Here is a 17,255-nt window from a genome sequence, read left to right as displayed (position 1 = left end):
GAAAAGGGACAATGACATGCACAACACCAAAACCCGGCTGGCGCTGCTGGTCGGCTGCATGGCGCTGAGCGCCAACCTGTGGGCCGACGCGCAGCCGGTGCAAGCGACGCTGGCCGGGCATGCGCTGCTGCCGGTGAAATCTGCCGTTTCCACACCGAAGGACGCGCCGAGCGATTTGCAGCAGAGCGGCAAGTACACCAGCGGCAAACGCGTCACCGAGCTGGGCAGCGTGGCGGGCAAATCCGCCGATCGCCTGACCGGCCTCGGCCTGCCGATCGACGGCCAGCCGCTGCAGGGCCACTCCGGCATCAAACACATGCCCGACGGCACCTACTGGGTGCTGACCGACAACGGCTTCGGCAGCAAGGCCAATTCGCCGGACGCCATGCTGTACCTCAATCACTACAAGATCGATTTCAAAGACGGCACGGTCGCGCCGCTGAAGACGGTGTTCCTGCACGATCCGGATAAAAAGGTGCCGTTCCACATCATCAACGAGAGCACCGAGAAACGTTATTTGACCGGCAGCGATTTCGATCCGGAAAGCTTCCAGTTTGCCGACGATGCCTTATGGATCGGTGAAGAGTTCGGGCCTTACCTGATCAAGGCCGACCTGAACGGCAAAGTGCTGGCGGTGTTCGACACTCAGGTAGACGGCAAGGTGGTGAAATCGCCGGACAACCCGACGCTGACCCTGCCGGGCGCGCCGGACGGCAAGCAGAACTTCCAGGTGGCGCGTTCCAAAGGCTTTGAAGGCATGGCCGCCTCGCCGGACGGCAGCAAGCTGTACCCGCTGCTGGAAGGGGCGCTGTGGGATGGCGAACAGTTCGAGAACGTCGGCGGCAAACGCTACCTGCGGGTGCTGGAGTTCGACGTCAAACAGCAGGCCTGGACCGGCCGCAGCTGGCAGTACGTGCTGGAAGACAACCAGAACGCCATCGGCGATTTCAACATGATCGACGCCACCCACGGGCTGGTGATTGAGCGCGACAACGGCGAAGGCACGCCGGATAAAGCCTGCGCCGCCGGCGCGCCAACCGACAACTGCTTCAGCCAGGTGGCCAAGTTCAAGCGGGTGTATAAAATCGCCTTCTCGGACGCCAACGTCGGCAAACCGGTCGAAAAATTGGGCTATATCGACCTGATGAACATTCAGGATCCGAACAAGCTGGCGCGCAAGCCGCTGAACGACGGCGTGCTGACCTTCCCGTTCTTCACTATCGAGAACGTGGACGTGGTGGACGCCAACCACATCATCGTCGGCAACGACAACAACTTCCCGTTTTCCTCCAGCCGCCAGCCCAATATGGCGGATGACAACGAGTTCATCCTGCTAGACGTGAAGGATTTCCTGAAGTAGCTCCCCCTGGCCGCCGAATCGCCGGCGGCCGCCATTTCCCGCTTAGCGCAGCGAACGAACTGCGCTATAATCAGCGCCTTGCTTCCCTCTTCTCCAAGGAAGATCCTCGTCCCCGGTGGGGCGGCCGGACTTCAAATCCGGTTGGGGCCGCCAGCGGTCCTGGGCAGGTTCGACTCCTGTGATCTTCCGCCAATCAATGTCTCCCAATCTCCTCTGTGATTGTCGGCTCCGGTAGGGGTAATTTGCTTCTTTCGCTTTGTGATAGCGCAGCTTGCGTGGGTAGAAGAAACGTTCATGAAGAAGGACTATGAGGCAGTAAGCCGTTGACGTAAAAACCGCTTACGCGGCCTTTTTATTTCTGAGAAACAGGGCAAGCAGATACAGGGCGCCCAGCGGCAGGGCCATGACATAACAGAATGCATAATACAGGATCAGCACGCCATTTTTGCCTATGGTATCGGCGAACAGTCCGCGGTGCCAAAATTCTTCACTCGTGAACTGCAGGGCGGCCATTTCAGTGCCTTTTTTAGCACAGGGATACAGTAAAAAGCTCAGGATGGAGAGGATCAACGAAAGTGCGATATTCACCATGTCCTGGAAAGAATAGATGTAATAAAGCGCGATAAAAAAGTAAGTCACGCCCCACACCTGACTTTTCCAATAATACGCTTTGGTCATTTGTGCCTCCCTGGACATGAGTTCCTTTCTGTTTTCGTGCTTGGCGAAATGGAATATCGATGCCATTGCCCGCGTTGCGCGGTTTACCCAAGACGTATGAGTATGCGCAGGGCTTCGGCAAAATGCCATATTACCGGCTTATCTGGCAGGCGTATTTGGGTTCTGTCGCGAGCGTCCCTCTCCCCAACACATAGCCCCCTCACTCCCGCTGCAAAAAGAACTGCTTGATGGTCTGCCGCAGCCAGCGGTGCGCCGGATCGCGATCCAGGCGCGGATGCCAGGCCTGCACGATAAACACCGACTCCAGCTCGAGCGGCAGCTCGATCTCCGCCAATGGCAGGTGGATGTTGCTCACCCCCTGCAGCACGTGGCGCGGCAGCGGCAGGATGAAGTCCGATTTCATGGTCAGCATCATCGCTGAATGGAAGCCCGGCAGGGTCAGAGCGACGTTGCGCTGCAGGCCGAGATCGCGCAGCGCATCGTCGATCGGCCCCTGCGTGCGCCCGCGGCGGGAGACGCTGATATGCGGGTAATGGGTCAGGGTTTCGGGCGTTACCCGGCCGATGATCGGGTGCCCCGGCCGCACCAGCGCCTGAAAGGTGCTGGTGAACAGGCTCTGCGTCTTGATTTCCGGGTGCCAGTCGCGTGAGGAACCGATCACCAGATCCACTTTGCCGCTGCGCAGCGCGTCATCCTCGCCGTCGCTTTCGGCGATGAATTTCAGGCCGCTCAGCGGCGCCGATTCCCGCAGCGTCTCAAGCAATCCGCCCGCCAGCGCGCCGATAAAGATGTCGTTGGCGCGAATGGTGAAGGTTCTGGTCAGCCTGCCGGGTTCGAACGCATCATTCGGTGCGATCAGCGCGGCGGCCTGCTCGATGATCTCGCCGAGCTGGCGTTTCAATTCCAGCGCGCGCGGCGTCGGCACCAGATGCTTGCCGGCCCTGACCATGATCGGGTCGTCGAACTGCCGGCGGATGCGCCCCAGAATGCGGCTCATCGCCGGCGCGCTCAGGTTCATCTTTTCGGCGGCGCCGCTCACGCTCCCTTCTTCCAGCAGCAGATTCAGCGCATAGATCAGATTGAAATCAATTTTTTGCGGCATGGCCTCTCCGGTCGTGGCGTGCGTGATGGATTGCGTTTTGTGCAACTAGTTAATTACATCATTTCATTTTAAACAATCCAAATAAGCCCGGATACTGCCCACGACAACAAAGATTGAGGCTGAAACAGCAGGAGTGGGGAATGGTTGAGGTGTCTGTTACGCCGCATCACAAGAATAGATGGCTCGCCAGCGCCGGTGAAATCAACGGCCGCACCTGGCTGGGGCTGTTCGGCGTGTTTTTGGCGGTGATGGCCAGCGGCGTGGGGGAAAACGCCAGCAAGTTCGCGCTGGCGGACATACAGGGCGGCATGCTGCTGAGCTTCGATGCCGGCAGCTGGCTGACTACCTGTTACGTCACCGGTTTTGTGATCGGTTCCGGGTTCACGCCCTGTTTTTGGCCGACTTTTTCGCTGCGCCGGGTGGCGTTGACGATGTGCGGCATTTATCTGGCCGGCGGGCTGCTGACGCCCTGGCTGGGAGAACAATATGGCGCGCTGTTGGCGGTGCGCAGCCTGCAGGGCTTCGCCGGCGGCGCGTTGCCGCCGATGCTGATGACGGTGGTGCTGCGTTTTATGCCGCCGCTGATCAAGGTGCTGGGGCTGGGCGCCTACGGCTGGGTCTCGGCCTGGAGCGCCACGCTGGGCGCCACCGCCGCCGCCTTCGCCTTTCACTGGGGCTGGAGCGGGTATTTCTACTGGAACCTGCCGCTGATGGCGATCGCCGCCTTGTGCATCGGCTACGGTCTGCCACAGGATCCGCTGCGGCTGGAGCGCCTGCGGCAGTTCAACTGGCGCGGCCTGCTGCTCGGCGGCATGGCGCTCGGCATGCTGACGGTGGGCATTTCACAGGGGGAGCGGCTCGACTGGCTGAATTCGCCGCTGATCTACGTTTTATTATTGGGTGGCGGCGGATTATTGGCGTTATTTCTGATTAACGAATGGTACCACCCGCTGCCCTTTTTTAATTTACAGCTATTAAGCAAAAGGAATTTGTCCTTCTCCTTAATTACGCTGGGTGGCGTGCTGTTAATTATGGTGTCGCTGGTCAATATCACGTCGGGATATTTATCCGCGATTCAGGGTTACCGTCAGGAACAAACCTCCGACTTAATGCTGTGGGTGGCGTTGCCGCAATTAATTACGCTGCCGATCGTCGCCATAATTTGCAATACGCCGCGGGTGGATTGCCGCTGGGTGCTGGCGATCAGCCTGCTGTTGATGGCCACCGCCTGCGTGCTGGCCGCCCAGCTGACGCCGGAATGGAACGGCGACACGTTTCGCGTTATCGCACTGTTGCAGGCGATCGCTCAACCGATGGCGATCATCCCCCTGCTGATGCAGGCGACCGGCGGGCTGTTGCCGACCGACGGGCCGTTTGCGGCGGCCTGGTTCAACGCGGTGAAAGGTTTCGCCGCCACCGCGGCCGGCGGCGCCATCGCACTGCTCAGCCGGCAGCGCGGGGATTATCACGCCGGTACGATCGCCGACGGCTTCGGCTCGGCCTATAGCCGCGCATCGGGATCGGCGGAGCAGTTGGCGCAGCTTGCCGCCCGGCAGGGCCACGTGCTGGCCAGCGCCGATCTTTATCTGTTGGTTGCCGGCCTGGCGTTATTACTGACCGCGCTGATTTTAGTTATGCCGACCCGTATTTACCCGCCGCGTTCGGTCGCTGCCTGACATTTTATCATCAGACATAAATATTAAGTGGAGTCACTTTTATGGCTAACAAGAAAGTCGCCGTTGCCGTATTGGCGGTTGCCGTCATTACGCTGGGGTTATTAATCAATAAGTTCTTTATTAAAGAAACACAGCAGAATACCAACGACGCCTATATTCGCGCCGATATCTCGCGTATTTCACCGCAGATTGCCGGTGAAATTGCGCAGGTGTTGGTCAGGGACAACCAGTGGGTCAAACAGGGGGAATTGCTGGCGGTGATCGACCCGCGTGAATTCAACGTCGCGCTGGCGCAGGCGACGGCCCAGGAGCAATCCGCCCGCGCCCGCCAGGACGACGCTGGGGCCAACCTGACCCGACAGAGCGCGCTGATCGCCGCCGCGTTGGCGGAGCGGCAGGCGGCGCAGGCGGAGCTGGCGTTTGCGCGCCAGGAGCAGAACCGCTACCAGAGAATGGCCAGCAGCGGTGCGGGGTCGCAGCAGGCGGCGCAGCAGGCGACAACGCGGGTGCACACGCTTTCCGCCAATGTGGCGCAGGCGGAGGCGACGCTCAAAGCGGCGCGAAACATGGAGCAGGTGCTGCAAGCCAAGCTGGCGGACAGCGATGCCGAGCTGATGCTGGCGCAGGCGAAGAAAGCGATGGCCGAGCTGAACCTGTCTTACACCCGTATCACCGCGCCGATCGGCGGCGTGATCGGCAAGAAAAGCCTACGGGTCGGGGAGTTCGTCAAACCGGGCGATGCGCTGCTGGCCATCGTGCCGCAGGACAAGCTGTACATCATCGCCAACTACCAGGAAACCCAGTTGGAAAACATTGCGCACGGGCAGTCGGTAGACATCCATATCGATACCTTTCCCGGCCAAACGCTGAAAGGGCTGGTGGACAGCATCGCGCCGGCTTCCGGCGTCAGCTTCGCGGCCGCGGCGCCGGAGAACGCCACCGGCAACTTCACCAAGATCGTTCAGCGCATCCCGGTGAAGATTGTGTTTGATATCAACAAAGAGCACGCCACTTTGCTGAGCGCCCTGCGCGTCGGCATGTCTGCGGACGTCAGCATCAATACGCTGGACGGGGGCCTGCAATGAACAGAGTCGTGATCCCGCTGCTGCTGATTGCGCTGAGCGGCTGCCGGGCGGTAGGGCCGGACTACGCTCGGCCGCAGAACGCGCTGCCCGAAAGCTGGGGGGAGCAGGCCGGCGGCGGGGCGCTGCCGGTGGCCTGGTGGTCGATATTCAACGATGCGTCGCTGTCGCAACTGGTGCAGCGCGCGGCGGCCGGCAACCTGGATCTGCAGCTCGCCACGGCGCGCATGCAACAAAGCCGCGCCTTGCTGGGCGTGACGGAGGCGGCGCTGATGCCGGATCTGAGTCTGGACGGCGCTTATCTGCGCCAACGCGCCACCTCGGTGGGCAGCATGGATCCGTCCGGCAACGGCGGAGAGGCGGATTATAACCTCTGGCGCGGCGGAGCCAGCGCCACCTGGGAGCTGGACATGTGGGGCAAGCTGCGTCGCGCGTCGGAAAGTGCGCGCGCCAGCTTCGCCGCTTCGCAGGAGAACCGGCGCGCACTGCTGACGTCGGTGACGGCGGAGGTGGCGAGCGACTATCTGCGCCTGCGCGCCACGCAGCAACAGCTGGCGGTGGCGCAGGAAAACCGCACTACGGCGCTGCGCACGCTGCAGCTGACGCAAAACCGTTATCAGAGCGGCGCGGGCAACGAACTGGATGTCGATCAGGCGCAGGTGCAGTTGGCGCAGGTGGATGCCCTGCTGCCGGCGCTGTTCGATCGGCAGGAACGCTTGATCAACGCCATCAGCCTGCTGTTGGGCGAGCGACCGGGCGCGCTGACAGCGATGTTGTCGCCGACGGGGCCGCTGCCGACGCTGGCGCGCGCCGTGCCGATGGGGGTGCCGTCGGATCTGGCGCTGCGCAGGCCGGATATTCGCGAAGCGGCGGAGCGTTTGCATCAGGCGACCGCCGAGATCGGCGTCGCCACCGCCGACTACTACCCGCGCATCACGCTGACCGGCAATGCGGGTTATCAGGCGTTGGCGCTGGCGGATATGGGCAGTTGGTCCACGCATACCTTCGCCATCGGCCCCGCCCTGTATTTGCCGCTGTTCGACGGGGGGAAAATCACCCAACGGGTGCGCCTGAGCGAATACCGGCAGCAGGAAATGGCCATCGCCTACCAGCAAACGGTGCTGCGCGCCTGGCACGAGATTGACGACGCGCTTGCCGGTTATCGCGCCCAGCAGCGCCGCCAGACGCACCTGGCCGAGGCGCTGGCCGCCAACCGACACGCGTTTGCGCTGGCGCGCGACAGCTATCTGAACGGCGCCAGCGATTTTATCCACGTTCTGAGCACGCAGCGCGCGCTGCTGGATCTGCAGTCCGCGCAAATTGTTTCAGAGGAGGAGACGGCGATCGCCGTGGTGAATATCTATCGAGCGCTGGGCGGCGGCTGGGAACACACCTACCCGTCTGCGGCGCCACAGGAGAAGGCTGATGCACAACACGCTGAATAAGATTGTCGACGAGATGCTGGAAAGGGACACCCGCCGCAAACGGGAGGCCCGGGTGAGCGCCGTGCGGCAAGTCACCGCCCGGATCCGTCGCATCACGTTGAGCGGCGATGATGTGGATAAGTTTATCGCCGATCCGCGCGCGCAGGAGCCGGCCAGTTGGGTCAAAGTGTTCTTCCCGTGGCGCGACACGCTGGCCGGGCGGGCTTACACCCTGAGCGGCATCGACAAACTCGCCCGCACCTTCGATATCGATATGGTACTGCACGGCGAAGGCCCGGCGTCGAACTGGGCGCGCGACGCGATGCCGGGCGACAAGCTGGGGTTCGCCGGCCCTTGTTCCGGCGGCTTCCGATTGTTGCCGCAAACTCGCTGGCTGCTGTTGCTGGGCGATGAGACCGCGTTGCCCGCCATGCGCACCATTCTCGCCTCGCTGTCCGACCCGTTGCCGGTGCTGTGGTTCGCCGAAGTGGGCGATGCGCAGGAGATTCAGGATGTCGATTGTTCCTTCTTGCAGGTGAACAGCTGGCAAATTCGCACGCGCCATTTTGACAGCGTGATGAACAGCCCGCTGGTGCAGGCCGTCAGCCATTGCGAACTGCCGCCCGGCGAAGGGCAGGTGTGGCTGGCCTGCGAGCAGCAGATCGCCGCATACCTGAAGGCGCGCTTTATCAACGAAATGGGCGTCTCCCGTGCGGCGCTGTTTGCCAAGGGGTATTGGAAAAAGGGCGAAGCCAACTTCAAGGGCGCGATTTAACTCAGCCGAACGAGGATTGTTATGATTAAGAGAGTGTTATTGGCGGTGGACTGCTTTGAGCACAGCGGCAATGCCCTGGATTTTATGGCGCGCCTGCAAGGCAGCATCGGCGACGTGATCGTACTGACGGTGGTGGACAATGCCTTCACGCTCAGCCGTAGCGGCCTGCGTTTCGACAGCGAGGAGCGCGAGGAGTATCCCGCCGCGCAACGGGAAGAGGCGCTGGCGGAAAAGCAGGTCGGGCAGGTGACGCGGGCGCTGAAACAGCAGGGTTTCAACGCCCAGGGCTTGCTGGCTGCGGGGACGCCCATCGAGGTGATCCCGGAACAGATGGCGCTGTTCAACTGCGATTTGCTGATCATCTCGCACCGCCACCTGTCTTCGTTGGGGCGCTGGTTGAACGCCTCCGTCACGCGTGGCCTGCTGGATGAGATTGGCCAACCGGTATTGGTGATCCCGCGCTAAGCTATGGGTAAGGGCAGCCGCATGCGGCTGCACGCGTTCGGCGACGAAGGCCGTACATACCGGAGGTCAACATGCGAAGTCTGGAAGATCAACTTGCCGCTTATGCCGCCTATCATCGCGATGCGCGCAATATCGTCACGCACTTTATCGGCATCCCCCTGATCGTCGTCAGCCTGCTGGCGCTGCTCTCCCGGCCGGCATGGGGCGCGGGATGGCTGCCGTTTTCGCCGGCCTGCGCGGTGGTGATCGTGTCGGCTCTCTATTACCTGCGGCTGAGTCTGCGGCTTGGCGTCATGATGTTGGCGTTGCTGCTGCTGTGCCTCGGGGTCGGTGCCTGGGTGGCGTCGCTGTCGACGACGGCGTGGCTGAGCGTCGGCATCGGCGGCTTCGTCATCGGCTGGCTGTTTCAGTTTGTCGGGCATTTCTGGGAGGGACGAAAACCGGCGTTTATGGACGACGTGACGGGCCTGATCATCGGCCCGCTGTTCGTGCTGGCAGAAGCCTGCTTCCTGGCCGGCGGGCTGCGCGAACTGCAGCGGAACATCGAAATGCGATCGGGCAAAGTGCGCAACGGGAGGGTATAAAATAAGGCGTCATAGGATTTTTCTGCGAGGCCCCTTTTGAAAAAAGAGGCCTGAAGATGACGGATTATGCGTATTGGATCAATTTCCAGGTGACCCCTTTGCCGCCATAAGGCGGCATGATATTGCCTTTAGCGATTGGCGCTGTGGTTGAGGGTTTGCCAACCACTTCCCAGACGCCGCTTTCCGGGCATTTTTGCCCTGTCGTGGCTGTAGTGCCAATAGGTGATTTAGACATAAGATCTTTCCTTAATCCATACAGCGCCACAGTAGCGCTGTTCAGAAAGATATTTACACGTTCGTGTATATATTCAACCCTGTTCGGTCAATACGGGTTATGTGTTTAAATTTTGATTTAATATTGTGTTTTAAGTTTTCATTTTTCTTGGTTTCATTGTTTTTATTTCAATTTATATTGTTTTTATATGTTTTGTTTTTTTTGTATTCTAATAAAAAATTGCAATGAAAATGTTTAATTTATTATTTTATATCTAAGGTTTTCGATTTATTTTTTATTTATCGTGCGGACACTGAAAATCTGGGTTATGTCGCTTATTCAGAAGAGCGTTGTTTACCAAGTCAGCGAAGCCCCCCGCACTTGCAGGCTCGGGGGGCTGAACATATTTACCCGATCGTCGGGTAATCGGTGTAGCCTTCCCGGCTGCCGCCGAAGAATTTCTCTTTGATTGGCGCATTCAGCGCCAGCCCGTGTTGCAGGCGGTGAGGCAGATCCGGGTTGGCGATGAACGGGCGGCCGAAGCCGATCAGATCCGCCCAGCCTTTGGCCAGCGCTTCTTCAGCGCGTTCACGCGTGTATTTGCCCGAGTAAATCAGCGTGCCGCGGAAAATCAGGCGCAGCGACTCTTTGAACGCCGCCGGCATCACCGGAGCGTCATCCCAGTCCGCTTCGGCGATGTGAATGTAAGCGGCGCCAATATCGTTCAGCACGCTGGCCGCCGCCAGATAGGTGGCTTCCGGGGTATCGTCCTGCGAGCCCATCAGGGTGGTCAGCGGCGCCAGACGCACGCCCAGTTTCTCTTTGCCGATGGCGTCCGCCACCGCCTGCGCCACTTCCCGTAGGAAACGCAGGCGATTTTGCAGTGAACCGCCGTATTCGTCGTCGCGCTGATTCTCCCGCGAGTCGATAAACTGATTGATCAGATAGCCATTCGCGCCGTGCAGCTCTACGCCGTCGAAACCGGCGGCGATGGCGTTGCGGGCCGCCTGGGCGTAGTCGTTGACGATCGCCGGAATTTCTTCCCGCGTTAAGGCGCGCGGTGCGGAGTGCTGCACCATTTCACCCACGCCATGCTCCGGCCCGCGGCCTTCGACATCCACGAACACCTTGACCCCGTCGGCCTGGATGGCGGAGGAGGAGACCGGCGCGGCGTGGCCAGGCTGTAAAATGGTATGCGACACGCGGCCGACGTGCCAAAGCTGCGCGAAGATCTTGCCGCCGGCATGATGTACGGCGTCGGTGACTTTTTTCCAACCGGCGATGTGTTCCGGGGTGTAAATGCCGGGCGTCCAGGCATAACCCTGGCCCTGCTGGCTGATATGCGTGCCTTCGCTGACGATCAGCCCGGCGCTGGCGCGCTGGGCATAATATTCAGCCATCATGTCGGTGGCGACGTCGCCGGCGCCGGCCCGTGAACGGGTCATTGGCGGCATGACGATGCGATTGTTCAGCGATAAACCGTTTAAAGAATACGAGTCAAAAAGCATGACGCTTCCCTCATGTGAATTAGGCCGTAGGGCGATGATGTTTTGCTGAGGCCATTATATTTCGTCGTTTAATTCTAAAAACGCGCACAATAAAAAAACACTTTTGCTCTGTGTTCAATAGTCGCGGCAGCCGCCGGTGAGCCGGTATGGCGGGTGGGCCAGGTGGCGAGAATGAACCCGATGTGCGCACGGGCGACGGCGGCTATTGCCTGTCGGCGCGTGGCTGAGATAGAGTCGGCTGCTGTTTTCCCCACGATTTTTAACAAAATCGCAAAAGTCTTTTAGCCTTCCGCCTGCTTATCTTTGGTGTGATCAATGTCATACTTTTGGCATCTTAACTTTCCCGCGCTTCGGCAGCGGTTAACCGGAGTTGTTGAATGAAAATTAACTTTCCCTTATTAGCCCTGGCGGTGGGGGCGTTCGGCATCGGCACGACCGAGTTTTCCCCGATGGGGTTGCTGCCGACGATCGCCAAAGGGGTGGACGTCTCCATCCCGATGGCCGGCATGTTGATCAGCGCCTACGCCGTTGGCGTGATGGTCGGCGCACCGCTGATGACGTTGCTGCTTTCTCACCGGGCGCGCAGAAGCGCGCTGATCTTCCTGATGGCGATCTTTACCCTGGGTAACGTGCTGTCGGCGGTTGCGCCTGACTACACCACCCTGATGCTGTCGCGCATCATCACCAGCCTGAACCACGGCGCGTTCTTTGGCCTCGGTTCAGTGGTGGCCGCCAGCGTGGTGCCGAAAGAGAAACAGGCCAGCGCCGTGGCGACCATGTTTATGGGCCTGACCATCGCCAATATCGGCGGGGTGCCGGCCGCGACCTGGCTGGGTGAAACCATCGGCTGGCGCATGTCGTTCCTGGCGACGGCAGGGCTGGGCGTGATCGCCATGCTGGGGCTGTGGTTCTCGTTGCCGAAAGGCAGCGCCGGCGCACGCCCTGATGTGAAACGCGAGCTGTCGGTGTTGGTGCGCCCGCAGGTGCTGTCCGCCTTGCTGACGACCGTGCTGGGCGCGGGCGCGATGTTCACGCTCTATACCTATATCTCGCCGGTGTTGCAGCACATCACCGATGCGACGCCGCTGTTCGTGACGGTCATGCTGGTGTTGATCGGCGTCGGTTTCTCCATCGGCAACTACCTGGGCGGTAAATTCGCCGACCGCTCCGAGAGCGCGACGCTGAAGGGTTTCTTGCTGCTGCTGGTGGTCATTATGCTGGTGATCCCGTTCCTGGCGCGCAGTGAAATCGGCGCCGCGGTCAGCATGGTGATTTGGGGTGCGGCGACCTTTGCCGTGGTGCCGCCGCTGCAGATGCGCGTGATGCGTGTCGCCAGCGAAGCGCCGGGCCTGTCGTCCTCGGTCAACATCGGCGCCTTTAACCTGGGCAATGCGCTGGGCGCCGCCGCCGGTGGCGCGGTAGTCTCCGCCGGGCTGGGATACAGCTTCGTGCCGGTGATGGGGGCTATTATTGCCGGATTGGCGCTGTTGCTGGTGCTGTTCACCCACCGTCAGGCCGAAAAAGTGGCCTACGCCAACGGGTAAACGATAACGTGCGGCGGGGTTCCCCGCCGCGCTCACTCAAAGCCGAGCTGGCTGAACGCATCGTCCTGCGGGGCGTAGCCGAGCAGGCGACGGGTCTCTTCCAGCGACAAACGCGTATAGCGGTTATTGGAAACCCCGTGCACCACCGCATATTGCACCCCTTCGACACGAATACAGCGATCCAGCAGATCGGCGGCGTCGCGATGGCTGAGAAAAGCGCTCATGTCGCGGGCGCTAAGCTGTTCGCCCCGGCTTAGAGTGGTGAAGTTGGCGATGCGTACCGACAGGGCGGAAAGCCCCTCCTGATGGGCAAAATAGGCGGCGATGCCTTCGCCGAACGCCTTGCTGGCGCCGTACAGATTTTTCGGCTTCGGGGCGTCATCCGGGCGGATTTGATAATCGAGCGGGTAGCCTTCCACCGCCTGCGCGCTGCTGGCGAACACTACCCGGCGGCAGCCGGCGTCTTTCGCCGCGCGGAAGATATTGAAGGTGCCGAGAATGTTGTTGTCCATCAGCGAACCGCAAAAATCGGCGTCGGGAGCCGGATCGGCGGCCAGGTGCAACACGGTGTCGATATTGGCGCAGGCCTCACGGCAGGCGTCGAGATCGGCGATGTTGAAGCTGATGACCTCATCGCCGGGCCGGCGATCGCGCAACAGAGCGAGATCTCGTTCCGCCAGCCGCAATGCATAGCGATCGCCCACTGCCTGGCGAAACGCGGTGGCGACTCGGCCGCCGGCGCCGGTAATCAAAATCCGTCCTACATCAGTACGCAACACCATGGTGACTGTCATCCCTACTCTCGATTAAGCGTTGACCAGTAATAATCCCCCGTGTGATTTTTGTCTAGTTGTTTTAATTAGTTATTCTGATGTTTATTTGCCGTATTCAATTGCGCACGGTGATTTTTACGCGGGTGAATATCGTGGAATGATAACAATATTCGATGAGGTTTGGCGATGTATTTGCCTTAATGGCTGCGAATATTGCCAGAAAAGCCGATTGGCCGCTGGAAAATGCGTGTTTCGCTTTAGCTTGATAGTGAATTATTAGGTTAGTTAATCTTATGTTTTTTTGACGTGAGGCCGGGCGATACTCTCTCATCCCTCTCTATCGCTCGCGCGATATATCATCGGCGCAGTGATCCCGGTAGAGGGCGGCATGCATTATTTCGCGCATTGAGGCCGTTTTGCCTTTGCGATCACAGTTCGGCAATTTGCCGTCGCAAAGCCTTGCTCCGCTAAAATCTGCGGTGTTAACGTCATAACTCAACCGATTTAGGGTTGTTACTGCTGCGGCAGGCAAAACCTAAACCTCGCGTTTCTGTTCCCCGATGGGGCAGAGGCCGCGAGGTTTAGGTTTTTTTTTGCGCCGAATTTCGCTCCTGCGCCAGGCCAGCGCAAATGCGGGATCGGCAGAACGCGAAGTCTAAGGATAACCGTATGAAATATGACACATTAGCCAGTGAGATTTTGGCCGGCGTCGGTGGCCGCGACAATGTGAAAAGCCTGGTGCATTGCGCCACCCGCCTGCGTTTCAAGCTGCGTGACGACCGCCGCGCCAACGCGGCAGCGCTGAAGAAAAACCCGGGCGTCATCATGGTGGTGGAGAGCGGCGGCCAGTTTCAGGTGGTGGTAGGCAACCACGTGGCCGAGGTGTTCGACGCGGTCAACCGGGTCGGCGGGTTGGCCGAAGGCGCGTCGAGCGGCAGCGATGCGGACGGTAAAAAAGACAATCTGCTCAGCCGCTTTATCGACGTGGTTTCCGGCATCTTCACCCCATTGCTCGGGGTGATGGCTGCCTCGGGGGTATTGAAGGGGTTGCTGGCGCTGAGCCTGGCCTGCGGCTGGCTGCTGGAAAGCAGCGGCGCCTTTAAAATGTTGTTCGCCGCCAGCGACGCATTGTTCTATTTCTTCCCGATCATGCTCGGCTACACCGCCGGGAAAAAATTCGGCGGCAACCCGTTCGTCACCATGGCGATCGGCGGCGCGTTGACGCATCCGCTGATGATGGCGGCGTTCGAGGCGGCGCAACAGCCGGGCGCGGTGCGCGAATATTTCTTCGGCATTCCGCTGACTTTTATCAACTACAGCTCGTCGGTGATCCCCATCATCTTTGCGGCCTGGGTGTCCTGCCGTCTGGAGCCGCTGCTTAACCGGGTGATCCACAGCGCGCTGCGCAATTTCATCACGCCGCTGCTGTGTCTGGCGATCACCGTGCCCTTGACCTTCCTGCTGATCGGCCCGGCGGCGACCTGGCTCAGCCATCTGCTGGCCAACGGCTATCAGGCCATTTACGCCTTCAACCCGATCATCGCCGGCGCTTTCATGGGGGCGATGTGGCAGGTGTGCGTGATCTTCGGCCTGCATTGGGGGCTGGTGCCGTTGATGATCAACAACCTGAGCGTGCTGGGGCGCGACACCATGGTGCCGCTGCTGCTGCCGGCGGTGATGGGGCAGGTTGGCGCTACGCTGGGCGTGATGCTGCGCACCCGCGACGCCAAGCTGCGGGCGCTGTCCGGTTCGGCCATCGGCGCCGGGATTTTCGGCATCACCGAACCGGCGGTGTACGGCGTCACCCTGCCGAACAAGCGTCCGTTCATCTTCGGCTGCATCGGCGGCGCGCTGGGCGGGGCGGTGATCGGTTACTTCCATACCTCGGTCTACTCGTTCGGCCTGGTGAACGTGTTCACCTTCGCGCAAATCATTCCCAACGGCGGCATTGACGCCACGGTGTGGGGCGCGATCGGCGGCACTCTGCTGTCGTTTGTGTTCGCCGCGCTGGCCAGCTACCTGTTCGGCGTTGCGCCGGCGGAAGAGACGGCGCCGCCTGAAGCCGCCGCGCCACTTAACCGCAAACAGGCCATTCTCAGCCCGATTGCCGGCGACATCGTGCCGCTGGAACAGGTGAACGACGCGACCTTCGCCAGCGGCCTGCTGGGGAAAGGCGTGGCGATCGCGCCGCAGCAGGGGCGGGTGGTGGCGCCGGTGAGCGGCAGCGTGGCGTCGCTGTTCAAAACCAAACACGCCATCGGCATCGAATCGGACGACGGCGCGGAGATTCTCATCCACGTCGGCATCGATACCGTGAAGCTCGACGGGGCGCATTTCACCGCCCACGTGCGGGAAGGCGAGCGGATCGCGCCGGGCGATCTGCTGATCGAGTTCGACCAGGCGGCGATCCATGCCGCCGGCTATGACACCACCACGCCGATCATCATCAGCAACAGCGATGACTACGTGGACGTGTTGACCAGCGGCCTGTCTCCGGTGCAGGAACAGGCGCCGCTGCTGACTTTATTACGTTAATTGAGGAGCAAGCGATGAACGGCAAGTTTCCGCAACATTTTCTGTGGGGCGGCGCGGTAGCGGCGAACCAGGTAGAAGGCGCGTATCAGGCCGACGGCAAGGGGCTGTCGACCTCCGATCTGCAGCCGCAGGGCATCTTCGGCGCCATCACGCCGCGCACGGCGGGCGACAGCGGCATCAAGGACGTGGCGATCGATTTCTATCATCGTTACCCGGAGGATATCGCGCTGTTCGCCGAGATGGGTTTCAAGTGCCTGCGCACCTCGATCGCCTGGACGCGCATTTTCCCGCAGGGCGATGAAGAGACCCCGAACGAAGCCGGGCTGGCGTTTTACGATCGGCTGTTCGATGAGATGGCGAAATACGGCATTCAGCCGCTGATCACGCTGTCGCACTATGAGATGCCTTACGGTCTGGTGAAGCGCTACGGCGGCTGGGGCGATCGCCGCACTATCGATTTCTTCGAGCGCTATGCGCGCACCGTGTTCGAACGCTATAAGCACAAGGTTAAACACTGGCTGACCTTCAACGAGATCAACATGTCGCTGCACGCGCCCTTCACCGGGGTTGGCCTGCCGCAAGAGAGCGACAAGAGCGCCGTCTATCAGGCGATCCACCATCAGCTGGTGGCCAGCGCCAGAGCGGTGAAGGCCTGTCACGAGATCGTGCCGGAGGGGCAAATCGGCAACATGCTGCTGGGCGGCATTCTGTATCCGCTGAGCTGCAAGCCGGAAGATCTGCTGGAAACCCAGCGGCAAAACCGCGACTGGCTGTTCTTCGGCGACGTGCAGGCGCGCGGCTATTACCCGGCCTACATGCAGCGTTTCTTCCGTGAAAACGGCATTCAGGTGGCGATCACCGAGGAAGATCGGCAAACGCTGCGCGAAACCATCGACTTCATCTCGTTCAGCTACTACATGAGCGGCTGCGTTACCGCCGACCCGGAGCAGTACGAAACGGCGCGCGGCAACATTCTCGATATGGTGCCGAACCCGCACCTGGCCAGTTCGGAGTGGGGGTGGCAAATCGACCCGATCGGGCTGCGCTACCTGCTCAACGTGCTGTACGACCGCTATCAGAAGCCGTTGTTCATCGTCGAGAACGGGCTGGGCGCCAAAGACCGCGTCGAGGCCGACGGCAGCATCAACGACGACTACCGCATCAACTACCTCAATGACCACCTGGTGCAGGTGGCCGAGGCGATCGACGACGGCGTCGAGGTGATGGGCTACACCAGCTGGGGGCCGATCGATCTGGTCAGCGCCTCGAAGGCCGAAATGTCGAAGCGCTACGGCTTCATTCACGTCGACAGAGACGATGCCGGCAACGGTAGCCTCGAGCGCCGCCGCAAGAAGAGTTTCTACTGGTATCGCGATGTGATCCACAGCAACGGCGCCAGCCTGAAAGACCGACGCTAACCCTTCAGCCCGGCGGCAAGCGCCGGGCGTTAACTAACGTTATTCGCTGCTGTTCATGATGGGAAATTCTCTCCCAGGGAATGCTGTTGCCCGCAGTCAGCCGTTATGCGGAGAAAT

General features: G+C 60.5%; 15 protein-coding genes and 1 tRNA gene. 11 read left to right on the top strand and 5 right to left on the bottom strand.

Annotated elements, in window-relative coordinates; all coding sequences use genetic code 11:
- Nucleotides 1-16: 16 nt before the first annotated feature.
- On the top strand, nucleotides 17-1,360 hold the full coding sequence (locus HWW83_RS17560) for an esterase-like activity of phytase family protein (RefSeq protein ID WP_025304806.1): 1,344 nt from the start codon (nucleotides 17-19) through the stop codon (nucleotides 1,358-1,360).
- Nucleotides 1,361-1,457: 97 nt separating this feature from the next.
- A tRNA-Sec gene (locus HWW83_RS17555) sits at nucleotides 1,458-1,552 on the top strand.
- 147 nt (nucleotides 1,553-1,699) lie between these two features.
- On the opposite strand, the gene HWW83_RS17550 is transcribed toward HWW83_RS17555, so the two are convergent.
- A complete protein-coding gene (locus HWW83_RS17550; protein WP_033645080.1) occupies nucleotides 1,700-2,038 on the bottom strand; it encodes a colicin E1 family microcin immunity protein in 339 nt (112 codons plus the stop codon).
- A 199-nt stretch (nucleotides 2,039-2,237) separates the two neighbouring features.
- The gene (locus tag HWW83_RS17545; RefSeq protein WP_063918233.1) at nucleotides 2,238-3,140 is read right to left on the bottom strand and encodes a LysR family transcriptional regulator; all 903 of its coding nucleotides are present in this window, start codon (nucleotides 3,138-3,140) and stop codon (nucleotides 2,238-2,240) included.
- Nucleotides 3,141-3,280: 140 nt separating this feature from the next.
- On the opposite strand from HWW83_RS17545, the gene HWW83_RS17540 reads away from it, so the two are divergent.
- The 6 genes from HWW83_RS17540 to HWW83_RS17515 all read left to right on the top strand — a co-directional run bounded on the left by HWW83_RS17540 (nucleotide 3,281) and on the right by HWW83_RS17515 (nucleotide 9,146).
- Complete coding sequence (locus HWW83_RS17540; protein ID WP_176589455.1) at nucleotides 3,281-4,816, top strand: MFS transporter; 1,536 nt, start codon at nucleotides 3,281-3,283, stop codon at nucleotides 4,814-4,816.
- A gap of 41 nt (nucleotides 4,817-4,857) precedes the next feature.
- Nucleotides 4,858-5,901 carry an HlyD family secretion protein gene (locus HWW83_RS17535; RefSeq protein ID WP_103101699.1) on the top strand — a complete coding sequence of 348 codons (1,044 nt, stop codon included), beginning with the start codon at nucleotides 4,858-4,860 and terminating at the stop codon, nucleotides 5,899-5,901.
- A complete protein-coding gene (locus HWW83_RS17530) occupies nucleotides 5,898-7,343 on the top strand; it encodes an efflux transporter outer membrane subunit (protein ID WP_033645077.1) in 1,446 nt (481 codons plus the stop codon). Before HWW83_RS17535 ends, HWW83_RS17530 begins: the two co-directional genes overlap by 4 nt.
- A complete protein-coding gene (locus HWW83_RS17525; RefSeq protein ID WP_033645076.1) occupies nucleotides 7,324-8,097 on the top strand; it encodes a siderophore-interacting protein in 774 nt (257 codons plus the stop codon). Before HWW83_RS17530 ends, HWW83_RS17525 begins: the two co-directional genes overlap by 20 nt.
- 21 nt (nucleotides 8,098-8,118) lie before the next feature.
- A complete protein-coding gene (locus tag HWW83_RS17520) occupies nucleotides 8,119-8,562 on the top strand; it encodes a universal stress protein (RefSeq protein WP_033645075.1) in 444 nt (147 codons plus the stop codon).
- A gap of 71 nt (nucleotides 8,563-8,633) precedes the next feature.
- Nucleotides 8,634-9,146 (top strand): Mpo1 family 2-hydroxy fatty acid dioxygenase, encoded by a 513-nt coding sequence (locus tag HWW83_RS17515; protein ID WP_046688035.1) that lies wholly within the window; start codon nucleotides 8,634-8,636, stop codon nucleotides 9,144-9,146.
- A gap of 64 nt (nucleotides 9,147-9,210) precedes the next feature.
- Here the strand turns inward: HWW83_RS17515 and HWW83_RS17510 are convergent, their stop codons facing one another.
- Nucleotides 9,211-9,381, bottom strand: a complete 171-nt coding sequence (locus HWW83_RS17510) for a hypothetical protein (protein WP_162837995.1) — start codon at nucleotides 9,379-9,381, stop codon at nucleotides 9,211-9,213.
- 386 nt (nucleotides 9,382-9,767) lie between these two features.
- Nucleotides 9,768-10,868, bottom strand: coding sequence for an alkene reductase (locus tag HWW83_RS17505; RefSeq protein ID WP_176589454.1), 1,101 nt, complete (start codon nucleotides 10,866-10,868; stop codon nucleotides 9,768-9,770).
- Nucleotides 10,869-11,245: 377 nt separating this feature from the next.
- On the opposite strand from HWW83_RS17505, the gene HWW83_RS17500 reads away from it, so the two are divergent.
- Entirely contained in the window at nucleotides 11,246-12,412 is a 1,167-nt protein-coding gene (locus tag HWW83_RS17500) for an MFS transporter (RefSeq protein ID WP_033645072.1), read from the top strand.
- Between the two features lie 32 nt (nucleotides 12,413-12,444).
- Here the strand turns inward: HWW83_RS17500 and HWW83_RS17495 are convergent, their stop codons facing one another.
- Nucleotides 12,445-13,194, bottom strand: coding sequence for an NAD-dependent epimerase/dehydratase family protein (locus HWW83_RS17495; protein WP_033645071.1), 750 nt, complete (start codon nucleotides 13,192-13,194; stop codon nucleotides 12,445-12,447).
- A gap of 660 nt (nucleotides 13,195-13,854) precedes the next feature.
- Here HWW83_RS17495 and bglF point away from each other — a divergent pair.
- Together bglF and HWW83_RS17485 are read left to right on the top strand one after the other, a co-directional pair.
- Nucleotides 13,855-15,720, top strand: coding sequence for a PTS beta-glucoside transporter subunit IIABC (gene bglF, locus HWW83_RS17490; protein WP_101453645.1), 1,866 nt, complete (start codon nucleotides 13,855-13,857; stop codon nucleotides 15,718-15,720).
- Nucleotides 15,721-15,734: 14 nt separating this feature from the next.
- Nucleotides 15,735-17,138, top strand: coding sequence for a glycoside hydrolase family 1 protein (locus HWW83_RS17485; RefSeq protein ID WP_033645069.1), 1,404 nt, complete (start codon nucleotides 15,735-15,737; stop codon nucleotides 17,136-17,138).
- Nucleotides 17,139-17,255: the final 117 nt, after the last annotated feature.

Source organism: Serratia ureilytica, from assembly GCF_013375155.1.
Lineage (GTDB): Bacteria > Pseudomonadota > Gammaproteobacteria > Enterobacterales > Enterobacteriaceae > Serratia > Serratia ureilytica.
The sequence above is the reverse complement of the archived record's forward strand: the minus strand, read 5'-3'. Positions and strand labels throughout refer to the sequence as shown.

Coding starts and splice junctions, on each gene's coding strand:
- HWW83_RS17560 (WP_025304806.1), top strand. CDS start 17: ATGCACAACACCAAAACCCGGCTGGCGCTGCTGGTCGGCTGCATGGCG.
- HWW83_RS17550 (WP_033645080.1), bottom strand. CDS start 2,038: ATGACCAAAGCGTATTATTGGAAAAGTCAGGTGTGGGGCGTGACTTAC.
- HWW83_RS17545 (WP_063918233.1), bottom strand. CDS start 3,140: ATGCCGCAAAAAATTGATTTCAATCTGATCTATGCGCTGAATCTGCTG.
- HWW83_RS17540 (WP_176589455.1), top strand. CDS start 3,281: ATGGTTGAGGTGTCTGTTACGCCGCATCACAAGAATAGATGGCTCGCC.
- HWW83_RS17535 (WP_103101699.1), top strand. CDS start 4,858: ATGGCTAACAAGAAAGTCGCCGTTGCCGTATTGGCGGTTGCCGTCATT.
- HWW83_RS17530 (WP_033645077.1), top strand. CDS start 5,898: ATGAACAGAGTCGTGATCCCGCTGCTGCTGATTGCGCTGAGCGGCTGC.
- HWW83_RS17525 (WP_033645076.1), top strand. CDS start 7,324: ATGCACAACACGCTGAATAAGATTGTCGACGAGATGCTGGAAAGGGAC.
- HWW83_RS17520 (WP_033645075.1), top strand. CDS start 8,119: ATGATTAAGAGAGTGTTATTGGCGGTGGACTGCTTTGAGCACAGCGGC.
- HWW83_RS17515 (WP_046688035.1), top strand. CDS start 8,634: ATGCGAAGTCTGGAAGATCAACTTGCCGCTTATGCCGCCTATCATCGC.
- HWW83_RS17510 (WP_162837995.1), bottom strand. CDS start 9,381: ATGTCTAAATCACCTATTGGCACTACAGCCACGACAGGGCAAAAATGC.
- HWW83_RS17505 (WP_176589454.1), bottom strand. CDS start 10,868: ATGCTTTTTGACTCGTATTCTTTAAACGGTTTATCGCTGAACAATCGC.
- HWW83_RS17500 (WP_033645072.1), top strand. CDS start 11,246: ATGAAAATTAACTTTCCCTTATTAGCCCTGGCGGTGGGGGCGTTCGGC.
- HWW83_RS17495 (WP_033645071.1), bottom strand. CDS start 13,194: ATGGTGTTGCGTACTGATGTAGGACGGATTTTGATTACCGGCGCCGGC.
- bglF (WP_101453645.1), top strand. CDS start 13,855: ATGAAATATGACACATTAGCCAGTGAGATTTTGGCCGGCGTCGGTGGC.
- HWW83_RS17485 (WP_033645069.1), top strand. CDS start 15,735: ATGAACGGCAAGTTTCCGCAACATTTTCTGTGGGGCGGCGCGGTAGCG.